At 69.0% G+C, this 13551-nt stretch carries 15 protein-coding genes; 5 read left to right on the top strand and 10 right to left on the bottom strand.

Features of this window, described 5'->3' with window-relative positions:
- Positions 1–14 precede the first annotated feature (14 nt).
- The 3 genes from ACAM52_RS15300 (at position 15) to map (ending at position 1538) form a co-directional block, all read left to right on the top strand.
- Positions 15–419, top strand: a complete 405-nt coding sequence (locus tag ACAM52_RS15300; RefSeq protein ID WP_369647525.1) for a DUF6194 family protein — start codon at positions 15–17, stop codon at positions 417–419.
- 67 nt (positions 420–486) lie between these two features.
- A complete protein-coding gene (locus tag ACAM52_RS15305; protein ID WP_369647526.1) occupies positions 487–747 on the top strand; it encodes a ParD-like family protein in 261 nt (86 codons plus the stop codon).
- Complete coding sequence (gene map, locus ACAM52_RS15310) at positions 747–1538, top strand: type I methionyl aminopeptidase (RefSeq protein ID WP_369647527.1); 792 nt, start codon at positions 747–749, stop codon at positions 1536–1538. Before ACAM52_RS15305 ends, map begins: the two co-directional genes overlap by 1 nt.
- 33 nt (positions 1539–1571) lie before the next feature.
- Here map and ACAM52_RS15315 read toward each other — a convergent pair whose 3' ends face one another.
- The 6 genes from ACAM52_RS15315 to ACAM52_RS15340 all read right to left on the bottom strand — a co-directional run bounded on the left by ACAM52_RS15315 (position 1572) and on the right by ACAM52_RS15340 (position 8503).
- Entirely contained in the window at positions 1572–2546 is a 975-nt protein-coding gene (locus tag ACAM52_RS15315; RefSeq protein ID WP_369647528.1) for a spore coat protein U domain-containing protein, read from the bottom strand.
- Complete coding sequence (locus ACAM52_RS15320) at positions 2534–4858, bottom strand: fimbria/pilus outer membrane usher protein (protein WP_369647529.1); 2325 nt, start codon at positions 4856–4858, stop codon at positions 2534–2536. The genes ACAM52_RS15315 and ACAM52_RS15320 overlap by 13 nt, the downstream gene beginning before the upstream one ends.
- Before the next feature lie 25 nt (positions 4859–4883).
- Complete coding sequence (locus ACAM52_RS15325; protein WP_369647530.1) at positions 4884–5633, bottom strand: molecular chaperone; 750 nt, start codon at positions 5631–5633, stop codon at positions 4884–4886.
- 33 nt (positions 5634–5666) lie between these two features.
- Positions 5667–6191, bottom strand: a complete 525-nt coding sequence (locus tag ACAM52_RS15330; protein ID WP_369647531.1) for a spore coat U domain-containing protein — start codon at positions 6189–6191, stop codon at positions 5667–5669.
- 398 nt (positions 6192–6589) lie between these two features.
- Entirely contained in the window at positions 6590–7714 is a 1125-nt protein-coding gene (locus ACAM52_RS15335) for a 3-deoxy-7-phosphoheptulonate synthase (RefSeq protein WP_369647532.1), read from the bottom strand.
- Positions 7715–7861: 147 nt separating this feature from the next.
- Positions 7862–8503, bottom strand: a complete 642-nt coding sequence (locus ACAM52_RS15340; RefSeq protein ID WP_369647533.1) for a hypothetical protein — start codon at positions 8501–8503, stop codon at positions 7862–7864.
- A 199-nt stretch (positions 8504–8702) separates the two neighbouring features.
- On the opposite strand from ACAM52_RS15340, the gene ACAM52_RS15345 reads away from it, so the two are divergent.
- Positions 8703–8960, top strand: coding sequence for a hypothetical protein (locus ACAM52_RS15345; protein ID WP_062475704.1), 258 nt, complete (start codon positions 8703–8705; stop codon positions 8958–8960).
- A gap of 62 nt (positions 8961–9022) precedes the next feature.
- Positions 9023–9385, top strand: coding sequence for a hypothetical protein (locus ACAM52_RS15350; RefSeq protein ID WP_369647534.1), 363 nt, complete (start codon positions 9023–9025; stop codon positions 9383–9385).
- 13 nt (positions 9386–9398) lie between these two features.
- On the opposite strand, the gene ACAM52_RS15355 is transcribed toward ACAM52_RS15350, so the two are convergent.
- The 4 genes from ACAM52_RS15355 to ACAM52_RS15370 are packed head-to-tail and all read right to left on the bottom strand — an operon-like array spanning position 9399 to position 13421.
- Complete coding sequence (locus ACAM52_RS15355; protein ID WP_369647535.1) at positions 9399–10628, bottom strand: ROK family protein; 1230 nt, start codon at positions 10626–10628, stop codon at positions 9399–9401.
- A complete protein-coding gene (locus ACAM52_RS15360) occupies positions 10621–11418 on the bottom strand; it encodes an ATP-binding cassette domain-containing protein (protein ID WP_369647536.1) in 798 nt (265 codons plus the stop codon). Before ACAM52_RS15360 ends, ACAM52_RS15355 begins: the two co-directional genes overlap by 8 nt.
- Entirely contained in the window at positions 11418–12377 is a 960-nt protein-coding gene (locus ACAM52_RS15365; RefSeq protein ID WP_369647537.1) for an ABC transporter permease, read from the bottom strand. The genes ACAM52_RS15360 and ACAM52_RS15365 overlap by 1 nt, the downstream gene beginning before the upstream one ends.
- Positions 12378–12407: 30 nt before the next feature.
- Positions 12408–13421, bottom strand: a complete 1014-nt coding sequence (locus ACAM52_RS15370) for a sugar ABC transporter substrate-binding protein (RefSeq protein WP_369647538.1) — start codon at positions 13419–13421, stop codon at positions 12408–12410.
- Between the last annotated feature and the right edge of the window lie 130 nt (positions 13422–13551).

Consider the following 13551-nt stretch of genomic DNA (forward strand, 5'->3'; position numbering starts at 1 on the left):
CTCATCCAACCTCCATGACCGAAGACGACATCACCCAACACCTCATCGACATGCTCGGCGGCGGCCATTTCGAAGTGGCCGACGACAACACCTTCTTCTTCCATGGCGCGGACAACAAGTTCCCCTTTGCCACGATCGTGACGAAGGACAACGACTTCGACAGCGCCTCGAAGCTGAACCGGCCCGGCGTGTTTCGCCTGAACGTCGGCGTGGGCAAGGAGACCTTTCGCGCGCTGTTCGGCGAGCAGCCACCAGTCGACATCGACTACACCGCGCTCGACCGGCTGATGCCGCACCCGGTGTACGCCAAGATGCACTGGGTCAGCGTGATCAACCCGAGCGCCGCGACCTTCGAGACCGTGAAGCCGCTGCTGGCGGAAGCGCGCAACCTGCTGATCGCGCGGGACAAGAGCGCGTAGACCGGCCCCCAACACCCGACCACATGAAACGCATACAATCCATATACGTTTCATACAGAGGTGGCCCATGGGCATCGTCAAGATTTCAGACCTGATGCACGAGAACCTGCGCGTGGCGGGCAACGCCCTCAGCCGGTCGATCAATGCGCAGGCAGAGCACTGGATGCGGGTCGGCATGCTGACCGAGATGCATCCCGACCTCGACTACCGGGAGGTCTGTCAGCTGCTGATCCAGGCCGAGCTCTCGGGCGGGCTGGACATTGCCGCGACAGTCACTGCGGCGCCCCCCGGCAAGCCCCGCGGCCCCGCGAACGGCAAGCAGCACTGATGGCACACGACGTTCCACTCAAGTCCGCCGAAGAGCTGGTGATGGCGCGGCGCGCCGCACAGCTGGCCGCCGAGGTCCTGGCGATGATCGAGCCACACGTCGTGCCCGGCGTGAGCACCGAAGCGCTCGACCGCCTCTGCCACGCACACATCGTGAAGGTGCAAGGCGCCATTCCCGCCAACGTGGGCTACCTGGGCTATCCGAAGACCATCCTCACCTCGGTCAACCAGGTGGTGTGCCACGGCATTCCCTCGGCCGACAAGATCCTGAAGGCGGGCGACATCGTCAACATTGACGTCGCCGTCAACAAGGACGGCTGGTTCGGCGACACCAGCCGCATGTTCTTCGTCGGTGCGCCGAGTGTGCTGGCGCGCCGGCTGGTGGAGACGACCTACGAAGCGCTGTGCGCCGGCATCCGCCAGGTGAAGCCCGGCGCGACGCTGGGCGACGTGGGCCACGCCATCCAGTCGGTCGCCCAGCGCGAGCACTTCAGCGTGGTGCGCGAGTACTGCGGGCACGGCATCGGCCGCATCTACCACGACGAGCCGCAGGTGCTGCACTTCGGGCGGCGCGGGGAAGGCCTCGTGCTCGAGCCGGGCATGGTCTTCACCATCGAGCCGATGCTCAATGCGGGCCGCGCCGAAACGAAGCAGCTGGCCGACGGCTGGACCGTCGTGACCAAGGACCGCTCGCTGTCCGCGCAGTGGGAGCACATGGTGGCAGTGACGGCCGACGGCTACGAGGTGCTGACGGCCTGGCCGGACGGCACGGGGACGTACGCGCCGATCTGATGCGCAGCCCGGCCCCGGGGCGATGGCGATTCTTCAGTAGGTCACGGTGACCGTGATCGTGTCGCTGTAGCTGCCCGGCGTCACATTGGTCTGGGCCGGCACCCGCCCATAGACCGGAATGCTGCTGCCGGGGTTGCCGCTGCCGTCGACCGTGTCCGTGCCGACGGTGTTGCCCCAGCGCAGTGAACGCGCGGCATCGCGGTACAGCTCGTACTGGATGTAGTCACCGGTGCCGCCCGCCATGCGCCGCTGGGTTCCCGCCACGTTCACGCCATTGCTCAGCCCCACCTTCCAGGCGGTGCTGGGCGGGCAGGCCATGGTGATGGCGGCCGTGCCGTTGACCGCGGCGCTGAGCGAGCTGGCACTGCCGAAGTCCAGGTCGGTGGCCGCCACGCTGACGGTGCAGGCGTTGGAATAGAGGGCCGTGACCTGCGTGTAGAAGTTCGTCCTGCCGATGTACTTGGCCGAACTCGCTGTGCAGCTGTCGGGCGCGTTGCCGCTCTTCATGCCCCAGACGACCTCGGAGTTGTAGATGTTGGCCTGGTAGCTGCCCGCCGCCAGCGATTGCCCGGACGGCACGCGACCGTACAGCGGGATGTTCAACGCGACGTTGCCGCCGCTGGCCGGCAGCACGAAGGTGCCACCCGCGCTGGCGTAGGTGCCGCCGCCCGGCGGCGGGCCGACGATGCCGCTGCGGGCCGCGTCGGCGTAGATGTTGTAGGCCATCTGCGAACCGTTCCAGTTGGTCATGTAGCGCGGGGCGTAGCCGGCGATCTCGTTGCCCTGGGAGACGTACACGCAGTAGCTCAAGTACATGGTCTGGCCGGTGTCGTTCTGGCAGGCGAAGCCGACCGTGGCGGTGGTGTCCGTCGCCGCCGACGCCGTCACGGTGCCGAAGGCGAAGCTGGGCTGGCTGGCGACCCAGCAGCTCGGGTCGGCATGCGCCGCGCCCATGCCCAGCAGCCACGAGAGCGCCAGCGCCAGTTTCACGAATCTCAACGTCCACATGTCAACCGCTCTTTCTGCAAACCACCGCCCTCGGGACGCCGCCAGTCGAACTGCGCCCGGCACACCGCGCCGTCGGGCGTGCGCACGGCCAGCGTGTTGCGCACGTCGAGCGTGTCCAGGTACACCCAGCCGTCGTAGCCCACCACCGCGCCACCGCCCTCCTGCCCGTTCACCTGCACGCGGCTGCCCAGCGGCAAGGGCTGGCCCTGCGCGTCCATCAATGCCACGTGGGCGGCCCGCACGGGCGTGATGCCGAAATGCGCCCGCGCGCCCGACCGGCCAGCCGGGGTGATGAGGCTCTCGGCGCGCTCGATGCGCACGTCGGCGGGCAGGTCCATCGGGTCGATCGCCAGCTTGTTGTTCTGGTAGGCGTTCACCGGCACGACCAGCAGCAGCCCGCGCGAGTTGGTCTGCCCCACCGGTCGATTCTCGAGCTTCACGGGCACGCCGGCCACGCCGTCGGTGTCCACCACCGCAAAGGCGTCGTCGATGCGCCGCGCGGCCAGCACCCCACCGCCCATCAGCACCAGCGCACCGCTGGCGCCGGCGTAGGCGTAGCGGCTGGCACGGCCACCGCCCATCTCGCTCACCCCGGCCTGCACGCGGCCGTAGGGGCCGAGGTAGTTGATCTCGGCCTGCCCGCCGCTCGTGCCGCCGCCCGTGCGCGCGGTGGCGCGCCAGCCCCAGCCGCCGTCGCCGAGGGGGGAGTGCTGCGCGCTGACGGTGCCCACGGTGCCCTGGTCGCCGCTGCGCTGCACGCCGGCGCTCACGCTGGTCTGCGCGTCCCACGACCAGCTCAGGCCGACGAAGATGCCGCGGTCACTGCGCTTGTCCAGGTTCTGGTTCATGCCCACCGAGACCGAGGTCGTGCGCCCGATCGAACGGAACCAGTTCACGCTGGCGTAGCGCGACGCGTTCTGACCGACCGGGCGCAGGTAGAGGTAGCTGACGCTGACGTTGCCCAGGCCACCCATGTCATAGCCCACGCTCGCGCTGGCGCTGCCCTTGGCCGGTGCCGAGCCGTAGGCCGTGGCCACGTCGCGGTAGTCGCCCTGGGTGCGCGAGCCGTTCAGACCCACCGACAGGCGCTCCTGCCGCCACAGGTAGCCCAGGCTGGTCTGCGTGCCGCTGCGGCTGCCGCCGGGGGTGTCGGCGTCGTGCCGACTGCCCGCCAGCGCCGCCGACAGCGTGCCCGCGGCGCCCAGCTGCCACACGCCGCCCGCACCGGCCAGCGCCAGGCCGCGCGTCACTTCGCCATGCGCTTCGATCGTGAAGCTGTCGCTGAGGCCTCGGCGCCAGGCGCCGGTCAGCACCGGCTGCTTGCCGTAGTCGAAGGAGCGCAGGCCGTAGTTGCGACGCACCACGCCCAGGTCCACCGTCCAGTCGCTCAGCCCGGGCGCCAGCAGGCGGCTGCTGTCGAAGAGCGAAAAGCTCAGCGTGGCGGCGCGGCCCAGCGCGTCGGTCACCACCACCTGCGCCGTGCCCGTGCTGTTGATGCGCGGCAGCGCGTTGAGCTGGAAGGGCCCCGCCGGCACCTGGCCGCTGTACTGGCGGATGCCGTCGATGAACAGTTCCACGTCCGAAGGCATCGTGGCCGAACCGATGAAGCTGGGCAGCGGCGCGGTCTGCCGGTAAGGCTGCAGGCCGAAGTCGCGCGACAGTTGGATGCCGCCGATGCGCGTGGCGCGCGACCAGGGCACGGCGCCGGTGAGCGTGTCGCCCACGCGCAGGGTGAGCATCCGGTCGGGGAAGGCCATGCTCCAGGTGCTGTCCATGCGCACGGACTGGTCCTTCCAGCCCTGGGTGTCGTGCGTGCGCTGCATCAGCCAGGTGGTGCTGAGCACGCTGGCGCCGCGGAACGCACGCAACTCGCCGAAGGCGCTCAGGCTGGCGCTGCCGCCCCTGCCCTGGGTGCCGTAGAGGTCGTAGTTCAGCAGCAGGCCGGTGGACGTGCTCAGGGGCTGCGCGGTGACTGCCGCCTGCCCGACCGTGGCCGTGGGCAGCTGCAACATCGCCAGCGGCGCGGTCAGGCTCAGTTGCTGGCGCGCGGCGTCGTAGTCGGCCACGAGCCCGGGCAGGTCGCGCAGGGGCAGCCATTCGGCGCCGTTGTCGGGCAGGGAGAAACTCAGTTCACGCAGCACCGCGCGGGAGGCCGACAAGGCCCCGGCCTGCAGGCGAAACGGGTGCAGCCCGCGCGCCATGCCGTTGAGGCTGACCTCCAGGTACAGCGTCATGGCCCCCGGCACGGACTGCGCGGCGGGCGCTGCGTGGGCGGGAAGCGTGGTCAGGGCCAGTGCAAACGGAGCCAGCAAGGCCCTCGCAGCGAACCCGGCCCGCTCAGCGCGCCAGCGGCGCGAGGTTGGCGTCCGTCGTTCTGCCATCGATCATGACCTGCCAGCGACCCGCGCCGACAAGGGCGGCGGGCGACGTCTTCAGCGGCCAGCGCATGGTGGCGCCGGGCAGCACGTAGCCCAGCAAGCCGGTGTAGGCGGCGACGGCGCGGCCGTCCGCGCCGGTGAACACGAGGTCCGCCAGCTGGGCATGCACCCCGCCGCCGTTACTGACTTCCAGCACGGCCTTGCCGTCCTCGCGCCGCAGGCTCCAGCGCAACTGTGCGGGGGCCGGCTCCGCGCCCGCCGGGGACACGAAGATGGGCAGCGAGTGCCGCATCACGAAGTTCAGGTTGCTCTTCTTGCCATCCGCCGCCGCGCCCGCCGCCTGGGGCACGGGCAGCTCATCCACCAGCACGCGGTAGGCCTCTTCCGCCGGGCCCGCGGGCGGCGGGCCGTTGCGGATCACGCGCACCAGTTGCCGTCCGTCGGTGGGCAGCTGCAGCATGGGCGGGCTGACGACCAGTCCGTCCGCCGGCTCCATGCGGTCCTGCCCGTCCACCTGCGTCCAGCGGAAGACGCGGATCTGCGCGTCCAGCGGCGCCGTTCCCGTGTTGCTCAGCCAGAGCCCGTCGCCCTGCCGTGTCGGCGCCAGTGTCAGGGTGACCGGCGAGACCTGCAGGCCGGCCGCCTGGACCGCACCGCCGCCAAGCAGGCATGCGCCCCACAGTCCGAGGATGGCAAGTGCACGTCTCACGATTCAGCTCTGGCTCGGTGATTCAGCTCTGGCTCAGTACGTGACCGTCACCGTCACGGTGTCGGCGTAGCTGTCCGGGGTGAAGTTGGCGTTGGTGTTCTTGGCGTAGACCGTGTGCGTGATCGCCGCACCGGTGCCCGTGCCGCCGACCACATTGGCGCCGGTGCCGATGGTGTTGCCCCACACGGTGGTGTTGCCCGCGTTGGAGTACAGCGCGTAGGGCACCTTGTCGGTGTTGGTGGCCGAGTTGGCGACGGACGACATGGCACCCGTGCCGTCGGTGGTGCCGCCGTTGGTGGACGAAGGCAGCAGGCCGACGGTGTACGGCGTGGTCTTGGAGCAGGTGACCGAAATGGTGTTGTTGCCCGTCTGGTTGGTGGCGGTGGGCTGCACGGACGCACCCAGGTTGATGTCGGAGGCGCTGCCGGCCGTCACCGCGCAGCTGCGCACGATGGTCATCTTGACCTGGAAGCTGGCACCGGCGGTGTCAGCCAGGGCCGAACCGGATGCGAAAACGAGGGTGGCGGTGGCCGCCGCGGCGACTGCGAGCTTGAGCATGAAAGCACTCCAAATGTAATCAATAAGACCTGCAAGGTCGGTATTTTGTAATCATTTTGCATACGTTTTGACTACAAAGTGGCGCAAGGATGCCCCACAACCGGCCCGTTTGCCCTCGGATTCACGGCGCCTCGGCTCAAATTTCGTGATCTAGTTCTCGTAACAATTGGAAAACTGTTTGCATTGTTTACATTTCCACCACAGTCAAGACGCCCCTGCCTCCGTGAAGTGGAGGCCTTGGTGCGGTCGATGGCGGGTGGGGAAGTGGTCGCAACAAGCGCAGGGCTTGGTGGCGCCCGAGGCTGGGCAGCCTCAGGAAGTCGATGCGGGCCGGCTCACAGCGTTGCCCGGACCCGCCCGGGCGCAGGCGGCAGGGAGTCGCCCTGCCCCCTCCAGCCTCAGGCCTTGGCCAACCGCCGCCGCGCCTTCACCGCCGACGCCAGCCCCTCGAGCACCGGCACCGTCTGCGCAAAGCCGATGCACGCATCGGTGATCGACACGCCGTGCTTCAGCGGCACACCGGGCTTCAGGTCCTGCCGGCCTTCCTCGAGGTGGCTCTCGATCATGATCCCGGTGATGCGCCGCTCGCCGCCCGCGATCTGCGCGGCCACGTCTTCGGCCACCACGATCTGGCGCTGGTGCTGCTTGCTGCTGTTGCCGTGCGAGACGTCGATCATCACCTGGGGGCGCAGGCCGTTGGCCAGCAGCGCCTCGCAGCTCGAAGCGACATCCGCCGCCGAATAGTTGGGCGCCTTGCCGCCGCGCAGGATCACGTGGCAGTCGTCGTTGCCGCGCGTCTCGAAGATCGCGGCCATGCCCATCTTGGTCATGCCCATGAAGGCATGCGGCGCACGCGCCGCGAGGATGGCGTCGGCCGCCACCTTCACGCTGCCGTCGGTGCCGTTCTTGAAACCGACCGGGCAGCTCAGTCCCGAGGCCAGTTGGCGGTGGCTCTGGCTTTCGGTGGTGCGCGCGCCGATGGCGCCCCAGGCGATCAGGTCGGCGATGAACTGCGGGCTCAGCAGGTCGAGGAACTCGGTACCGGTCGGCAGGCCCAGCGTGGTCAGCTCCAGCAGCAGGCGCCGCGCGCGCTCCAGGCCTTCGTTGATGGCGAAGCTGCCGTCCAGGTGCGGGTCGTTGATATAGCCCTTCCAGCCGACGGTGGTGCGCGGCTTCTCGAAGTAGGCGCGCATCACGATGAGCAGGTCGTCCTGCAGCGAATCGGCCACCCTCTTCAGGCGCTGTGCGTACTCGATGGCCTGGTCGTGGTCGTGGATGGAGCACGGGCCGACCACCACGACCAGCCGGTCGTCGCGGCCGTGCAGCACGTCGGCGATGGCCGCGCGGCTGCCTTCGACCAGCGCGAGCGTGTTGTCGCGCACGGGCACGCGCTCCTGCAACAGCGCGGGGGTCATGAGGGGACGCACGGCGCCGATGCGCACGTCGTCGATGCGGGTGGTGTCGAGGGTGCTGTCGCGGGAGCCGACTTCGGCGTCGTGGCGGGGGTCGTCGAGGCGGGACATGGTCGTGGGATGCTGTGATGTCGAGGGGGTTGCTTCGATTGTCCCCCAGCACGCCCTCCTCCCCCGGCTCAGGCCGCCTTCAGGAACCCGTCGGGGTCCGGCGCGGCCTGCATCGGCGGCTGGCCTCACGGGACCAAAGCCAGGCGATCACGTCGACGAATTCGACAGCGCCGCCAACTTCTTCCTCGCACTCTGCAGGAGGCCGATCTTCTCGACGGGCAGCGGCGCCTTCGTATCCCCGGGCTTGATGATCTCGAGCGCCGCGGGTTTCGGCATGAGTGCATCGCGCGGCGTGAGGCCGTTGAACTTCGCGTTCGAGATGACGTGCACCTTCAGGTGACGGTGGATGTTCTTCGAGAGCTTCCGGCAGGCGGCCGCCAGGGTGGCTTCGTCGGGCATCGACTGGCCGTGCACGACGAGCAGCTCCAGGGTGCCGTCTTCGTCCTCCGCGAGCACGAAGGCGCGCACGACCGAGGCCTTGAACTTGCCGCGCAGCATCGCGCGAACCGGCTCGGCCGCGGCGAACGACTTGAGCGCGATGTTGCGCAGTTCGTCGTGGAAGACGAACGCGCGGTCGATCGAGAAGGTCTCGGCCTCCTCGGCCTTCGGCTTTTGCTTCTTCAGGATGCCGCTGCCGACGAGGTGCGCCAAGGTGCGCTCCGCATCGGCGGGGTCGAGCTTCGAGCGATGGGCCAGCTCGCTGGAAGACAAGGGTTGTTGGGGCGCCGCGTAGGCGACCATCAAGAGCTTTTGCACCTCGGGGGCGAAAAGAAAATCTGCAGCACTCATTTCGCGGTTCTCTACTTCTGTGCTTCTGTGGGGTTCTCTACAAGCGGGCTGCATTATCGAGAGCGCCCCGCTTCCCGTGCGATGCGGCTTTCTCCACGGCGTTTTCGCGGCGGATTCCGTCACCGCGCATGGCGCCGGCCTACAGCGGAGCCCGGCGCTCACCGGTAAGAACGGCTGAACACGACAAGGAGCTTCAGCCATGGACCTGAAACAGACGATCGACAAGATCAAGCAGGTGGATGCGGCGCGCGCCGACTACCCCGGCGAACACCTCGTCGTGCTCGGCGCCGGCGTGCTGCTGTTGCTGGCCGCGGGCCGCAGCCGGTCGTTCCTGATGCGAGTCGTCGCGGGCGCCGCCGGCGGCGCGCTGATCGGCCGGGCGGCGAGCGGCACCGGCGGCATCGCGAAACTGGCCGGCGTGTTGCAGAACGGAGGCCTGGCGTGGCCGCGGCGTTGAACTCACGGGCCGGCGACCCCCGGCGGTACTGGGCCCCGTGCCTGGGCGTGGCGCTGGTGGCGATGTCGCTCTTCTACGTGACCTTGAAAGACCTGGTGCACGAGAGCGCGGCGCGTGCTGCGCTCCTGACCACGGCAGTCGTTCCGGTCGAGGCCGAGCCCGACAGATCGGCCGCTCGCCGAACGTTGCCGGATGCGGCGCCAAGCGCATCCTCAGCACCCGTCACCCCGACAAACGCGAACTTCGAGCCCCCGGTGATCGGCCCCGAAACGCCGGCCGCCAAGTCCGTGCCTGCCGTCGTCGAGGTGCACAAGTGCGTCATGCCCGAGGGCGATGCGGCCTACTCCGACGGGCCGTGCCCCGCAGGCGCTCGCGCGACCACACTGCGATTGCCGCGCGACCTGCACGCCTCGGCGAGTCTCTGAGCTCTTGAGCGGCTCACCCCGCCTTCAGAAACACATCGTGGTCCGGCGCAAAGTTGGCGTGCAGCGGCAGCATCGCGCCGCCGAGCGCGCAGGCCTGCGCCCCCGCCCTGCCCCCATGCAGCTGCGGCGCCCACAGGCCTTCCCAGTTGCATTGCGCGAGCGCCGCGCGGGTCTGCACCAGCAATGCGTCGAGCAGCGCGCGCGACATCGAGCCGTCCATCACCACGTCGGCCAGGTCGAGTACCGCCGTGCTGCTGACGATGGCATGCGCCAGCGCGCGTGACGCGCTGCCGAGCCAGGCCTGCGTGGCCGCGGCGAACGGCGCTTCGAGCGCGCGGTCGTCGTAGGCGGCCGTGGCATCGAGGCCTTCGGCGCGCAAGCGCTGCTCGAGCTCCCACAGCGACGCCTCGGCCACCACCTGCGTCGACAGGCCTTCGGAGGGCTTCTCGGTGCGCATCGGGATCGACGCGAGCGCACCCGCGTTGCCGTGCGCGCCGGTGTGCAGGTGCGAGTTGATGACCAGCCCACCACCCACGAAGGTGTCGACGAAGATGTAGAGAAAGCTCTTGAGGTCGTGTCCGCGCCCCGTCACCAGTTCGGCCACGCAGGCCGCCACGGTGTCGCGCGCGAAGCCCACGGGCACGTCGGTGCGCGCGCGCACCTCGGCCAGCAGGTCCATCTGGTTCCACTCGTCCGACTGCGCCTTCGACAGCCCCAGCGTGCGGTGCCAGCCTCCGAGCTGGAACGGCGCCGCCAGCCCCGCGCCCACGTTGCGCGCGGCCAGCGGCCCGAGCCCGTCGCGCAGGCGGTGGATGTGCTCGGCGATCACGGGCAGCAGCGCCACGGCGTCCGGAAACTCGTAGCGGATCGCGTGGTGCTCGCGCACGCGCGCCGCGAAGTCGATCAGCAGCCACTCGGCCCCGCGCCGCCCGAGCTTGACGCCGATGGCGAAGGCGCCGTCGGGGTTCAGCGCCAGCGGCACCGAGGGCTGGCCGATGCGCCCGCGCACGCGGCTTTGCTTGACGATGAGGCCGTCGTCCTCGAGCCGCGCGGTGATCAGGCCGATGGTCTGCGCGCTCAGGCCCGTGAGCCGCGCGAGGTCGGCCTTGGGCAGGCTGGTGTGCACGCGCAGCGCCTGCAGCACCACGCGCTCGTTGAACTGGCGCATGCCCACCTGGTTGGAGCCGCGCGGACGCAGCAAGGCCGAAGGGCGTTCAACGATGTCGATGTCGGTGTCAGGCATGCGCCTCCGCGGGCAACTGGTCGGCGGTCATGGCGCCGGTCATCACGGCCACGGTGTCGCTCATGCTGATCTTCTTCGGATTGAGCACGGCCGCGCGCCTGCCCAGGCGCGCCACGTGGATGCGGTCGGCCACCTCGAACACGTGCGGCATGTTGTGGCTGATGAGCACCACGGGCAGGCCACGCTCGCGCACGCGGCGGATCAGCTCGAGCACCATGTTGCCTTCCTTCACGCCGAGCGCGGCGGTGGGCTCGTCCATGATGACCACGTGCCGCGCGAAGGCCGCGCTGCGCGCCACGGCCACGCACTGGCGCTGGCCGCCTGAGAGGGTTTCGACCGCCTGCGTCATCGACTGGATGCCGACCTTCAGGTCGGCCATGCGCGCCGTGCTTTCGAGCAGCATCTTCTTCTTGTCGAGCATGCACAGCACATTGCCCAGGAAGCCGGGGCGGCGCAACTCGCGGCCGAGGAAAAGGTTCTCGTAGATGGTCATCGCGGGCGCGACGGCGAGGTCCTGGTAGACCGTCTCGATGCCGGCGCGCCGCGCGTCCAGCGGGTTGCGGAAATGCACCGGCGCGCCGTCGAGCAGGATCTGGCCTTCGTCGGGCACGATGGCGCCCGACAGCGCCTTGATGAGCGACGACTTGCCCGCGCCGTTGTCGCCGATCACCGCGAGGATCTCGCCTTCGCGCAATTCGAAGTCGACACCGTCGAGTGCGGTGACCTGGCCGTAGCGCTTCACCAGGCCCTTGGCCTGCATCACGATCTTGGGGTTGGCCACGGTGTTCATCAGCGGGCTCCCTTGCGCGAGAGTTGATCGGCCGCCACCGCCAGGATCACGAGCACGCCCGTCACCAGCACCTGGTAGATCGACGACACGCCCATCAGCGTGAGCCCGTTGCGGAACACGCCCACGATCAGCACGCCGATGAGCGAACCCAGCACGATGCCGCGCCCGCCGAACAGGCTGGTGCCGCCGAGCACCACGGCCGTGATGGCGTCCAGGTTCTCGGTCTGGCCCGCGTTCGGGTCGCCCACGCCGGTGCGTGCCACCGACAGCAGCGAGGCGATGCCGTAGAACACCCCCGCCGCCACGTACACCGCGAGCAGCACGCGCTGCGTGGGAATGCCCACCAGCCGCGTGGCCTCGGCGTTGTTGCCGATCGCGTAGACATGCCGGCCGGCCGCCGTCTCGCGCAGCACGAACCACGCGAGCGCATAGAGCGCGAGCATGAGCACCGAACCCCACGCCACCTCGGCGCTGCCGATGGTGAAGGTGGTGCCCAGGCCCGTGAGGCCGGCGGGCAGGTCGGTGATGGTCTGCGAGGACGAATACAGCTGCGTGATCGCGAACGCGATGTTGAGCGTGCCCAGCGTCACGATGAAGGGCGGCAGCTTGATGCGCGTGACCAAGAGGCCGTTGAGCAGGCCGAAAAGCGTCGTCACGCCGATGCCGCACAGGATGGCCACCGGCACCGGCATGCCGAGCTCGGTGGCGAACTTCGTCATGATGATCCCGCCCAGTGCCATCACCATGCCGCACGACAGGTCGATGCCGGCCGTGAGGATGATCAGCGTCTGGCCGATGGCGATCACGCCCACCACCATCACCTGCTGCAGGATCAGCGACAGGTTGCCGCCCGTGAGAAAACGCTCGGACTGCGTCGCGAAGAAGATGCAGGCGCCGAGCAGGGCCAGCCACGGCCCGAGGGCGCCCCACGGAATGCGGTGCGTCGGAGATGTCGCCATCGATGTGCTTTCCTTGTTGCCGGGGGCCGTTTACTTCTTGCCCCAGCACAGCTCGGTGCCGGTCTTGGTGTCCTTGCTGTCGACGCCGGCCACGCTCTTGCCGGCGATGAGCGTCACGCCGGTGTCGACGTAGCCCGAGGCCTTCTTGCCGGTCTTGGCGAATTCGACGCCCGCGGCCACGCCCATGGCGGCCATCTTCAGCGGGTACTGCTGCGAGGTCGCGGCGATGATGCCGGCGGCCGTGTCCTTGATGCCCTGGCAGCCGCCGTCGACCGAGACGATCATCACGCCCTTCTCCTTGCCCGCGCGCTTGAGCGCGTTGTAGGCACCGGCCGCGGCGGGCTCGTTGATGGTGTAGACCAGGTTCACGTCGGGCGCCTTCTGCAGGCAGTTCTCCATCACGGTCTGCGCCTTGGCCTGGTCGCCGAAGCTGTCGGCCATGCAGACGATCTCGGGCGACTTGGACAGCTCGTTCGACTTGGCGTCGTTGGCCGGCAGGCCGAAGCCCTTCATGAAGCCGTTGTGGCGCTGCGCGCCCACGGGGTGGCCCGGCAGCAGGTCGAGCGCGACGATCTTGGGCGTCTTGCCGGCCATCGCGGCCTTGGCGTATTCGCCGATCAGCACGCCGGCCGTGTAGTTGTTGGTGGCGAACAGCGCATCGGTGGCCTCGGGCGGATCGGCCGGGCTGTCGAGAGCGATGACCATGATCCCCTTGTCACGCGCCTTCTTGATCGCCGGCACGATGGCCTTGGCGTCGCTGGGCGTGATGAGGATGGTCTTGGCGCCGGCGGCGATCATGTTTTCCATCGCGGTGATCTGGCCCGCGTTGTCGCCGTCGGCCTTTCCTGCCCCTGACAGCAGCTTGGCGCCGAGCTTCTTGGCCTCCTCCTGCGCGCCCTCTTTCATCTTCACGAAGAAGGGGTTGGTCTCGGTCTTGGTGACCAGGCCGATGACGGGCGGGTCGGCGGCCAGGGCCGTGGACGTGGCCGATGCGGCCAGGGCCAGGATGGCCAGGGCGGGAACGAAGCGCGGGCTGATGAACATGAGGTTGTCTCCTTCAGGGGGGCGGGCGCACAGCGCCTGCCGTACTTGCTATGGAACCGGATGACCACCCGCCAACGAGCGGGAAGGCATTCGGACGAGGGGGACTATCGAGCAGTCGACCGACTAAATC

Origin of the sequence: Variovorax sp. V118, from assembly GCF_041154445.1 — a bacterium.
Lineage (GTDB): Bacteria > Pseudomonadota > Gammaproteobacteria > Burkholderiales > Burkholderiaceae_C > Variovorax > Variovorax boronicumulans.

Excerpts from the sequence above, each read along its gene's own strand:
- ACAM52_RS15300 (WP_369647525.1), top strand. The coding sequence starts at position 15 with ATGACCGAAGACGACATCACCCAACACCTCATCGACATGCTCGGCGGC.
- ACAM52_RS15305 (WP_369647526.1), top strand. The coding sequence starts at position 487 with ATGGGCATCGTCAAGATTTCAGACCTGATGCACGAGAACCTGCGCGTG.
- map (WP_369647527.1), top strand. The coding sequence starts at position 747 with ATGGCACACGACGTTCCACTCAAGTCCGCCGAAGAGCTGGTGATGGCG.
- ACAM52_RS15315 (WP_369647528.1), bottom strand. The coding sequence starts at position 2,546 with ATGTGGACGTTGAGATTCGTGAAACTGGCGCTGGCGCTCTCGTGGCTG.
- ACAM52_RS15330 (WP_369647531.1), bottom strand. The coding sequence starts at position 6,191 with ATGCTCAAGCTCGCAGTCGCCGCGGCGGCCACCGCCACCCTCGTTTTC.
- ACAM52_RS15335 (WP_369647532.1), bottom strand. The coding sequence starts at position 7,714 with ATGTCCCGCCTCGACGACCCCCGCCACGACGCCGAAGTCGGCTCCCGC.
- ACAM52_RS15340 (WP_369647533.1), bottom strand. The coding sequence starts at position 8,503 with ATGAGTGCTGCAGATTTTCTTTTCGCCCCCGAGGTGCAAAAGCTCTTG.
- ACAM52_RS15345 (WP_062475704.1), top strand. The coding sequence starts at position 8,703 with ATGGACCTGAAACAGACGATCGACAAGATCAAGCAGGTGGATGCGGCG.
- ACAM52_RS15350 (WP_369647534.1), top strand. The coding sequence starts at position 9,023 with ATGTCGCTCTTCTACGTGACCTTGAAAGACCTGGTGCACGAGAGCGCG.
- ACAM52_RS15355 (WP_369647535.1), bottom strand. The coding sequence starts at position 10,628 with ATGCCTGACACCGACATCGACATCGTTGAACGCCCTTCGGCCTTGCTG.
- ACAM52_RS15360 (WP_369647536.1), bottom strand. The coding sequence starts at position 11,418 with ATGAACACCGTGGCCAACCCCAAGATCGTGATGCAGGCCAAGGGCCTG.
- ACAM52_RS15365 (WP_369647537.1), bottom strand. The coding sequence starts at position 12,377 with ATGGCGACATCTCCGACGCACCGCATTCCGTGGGGCGCCCTCGGGCCG.
- ACAM52_RS15370 (WP_369647538.1), bottom strand. The coding sequence starts at position 13,421 with ATGTTCATCAGCCCGCGCTTCGTTCCCGCCCTGGCCATCCTGGCCCTG.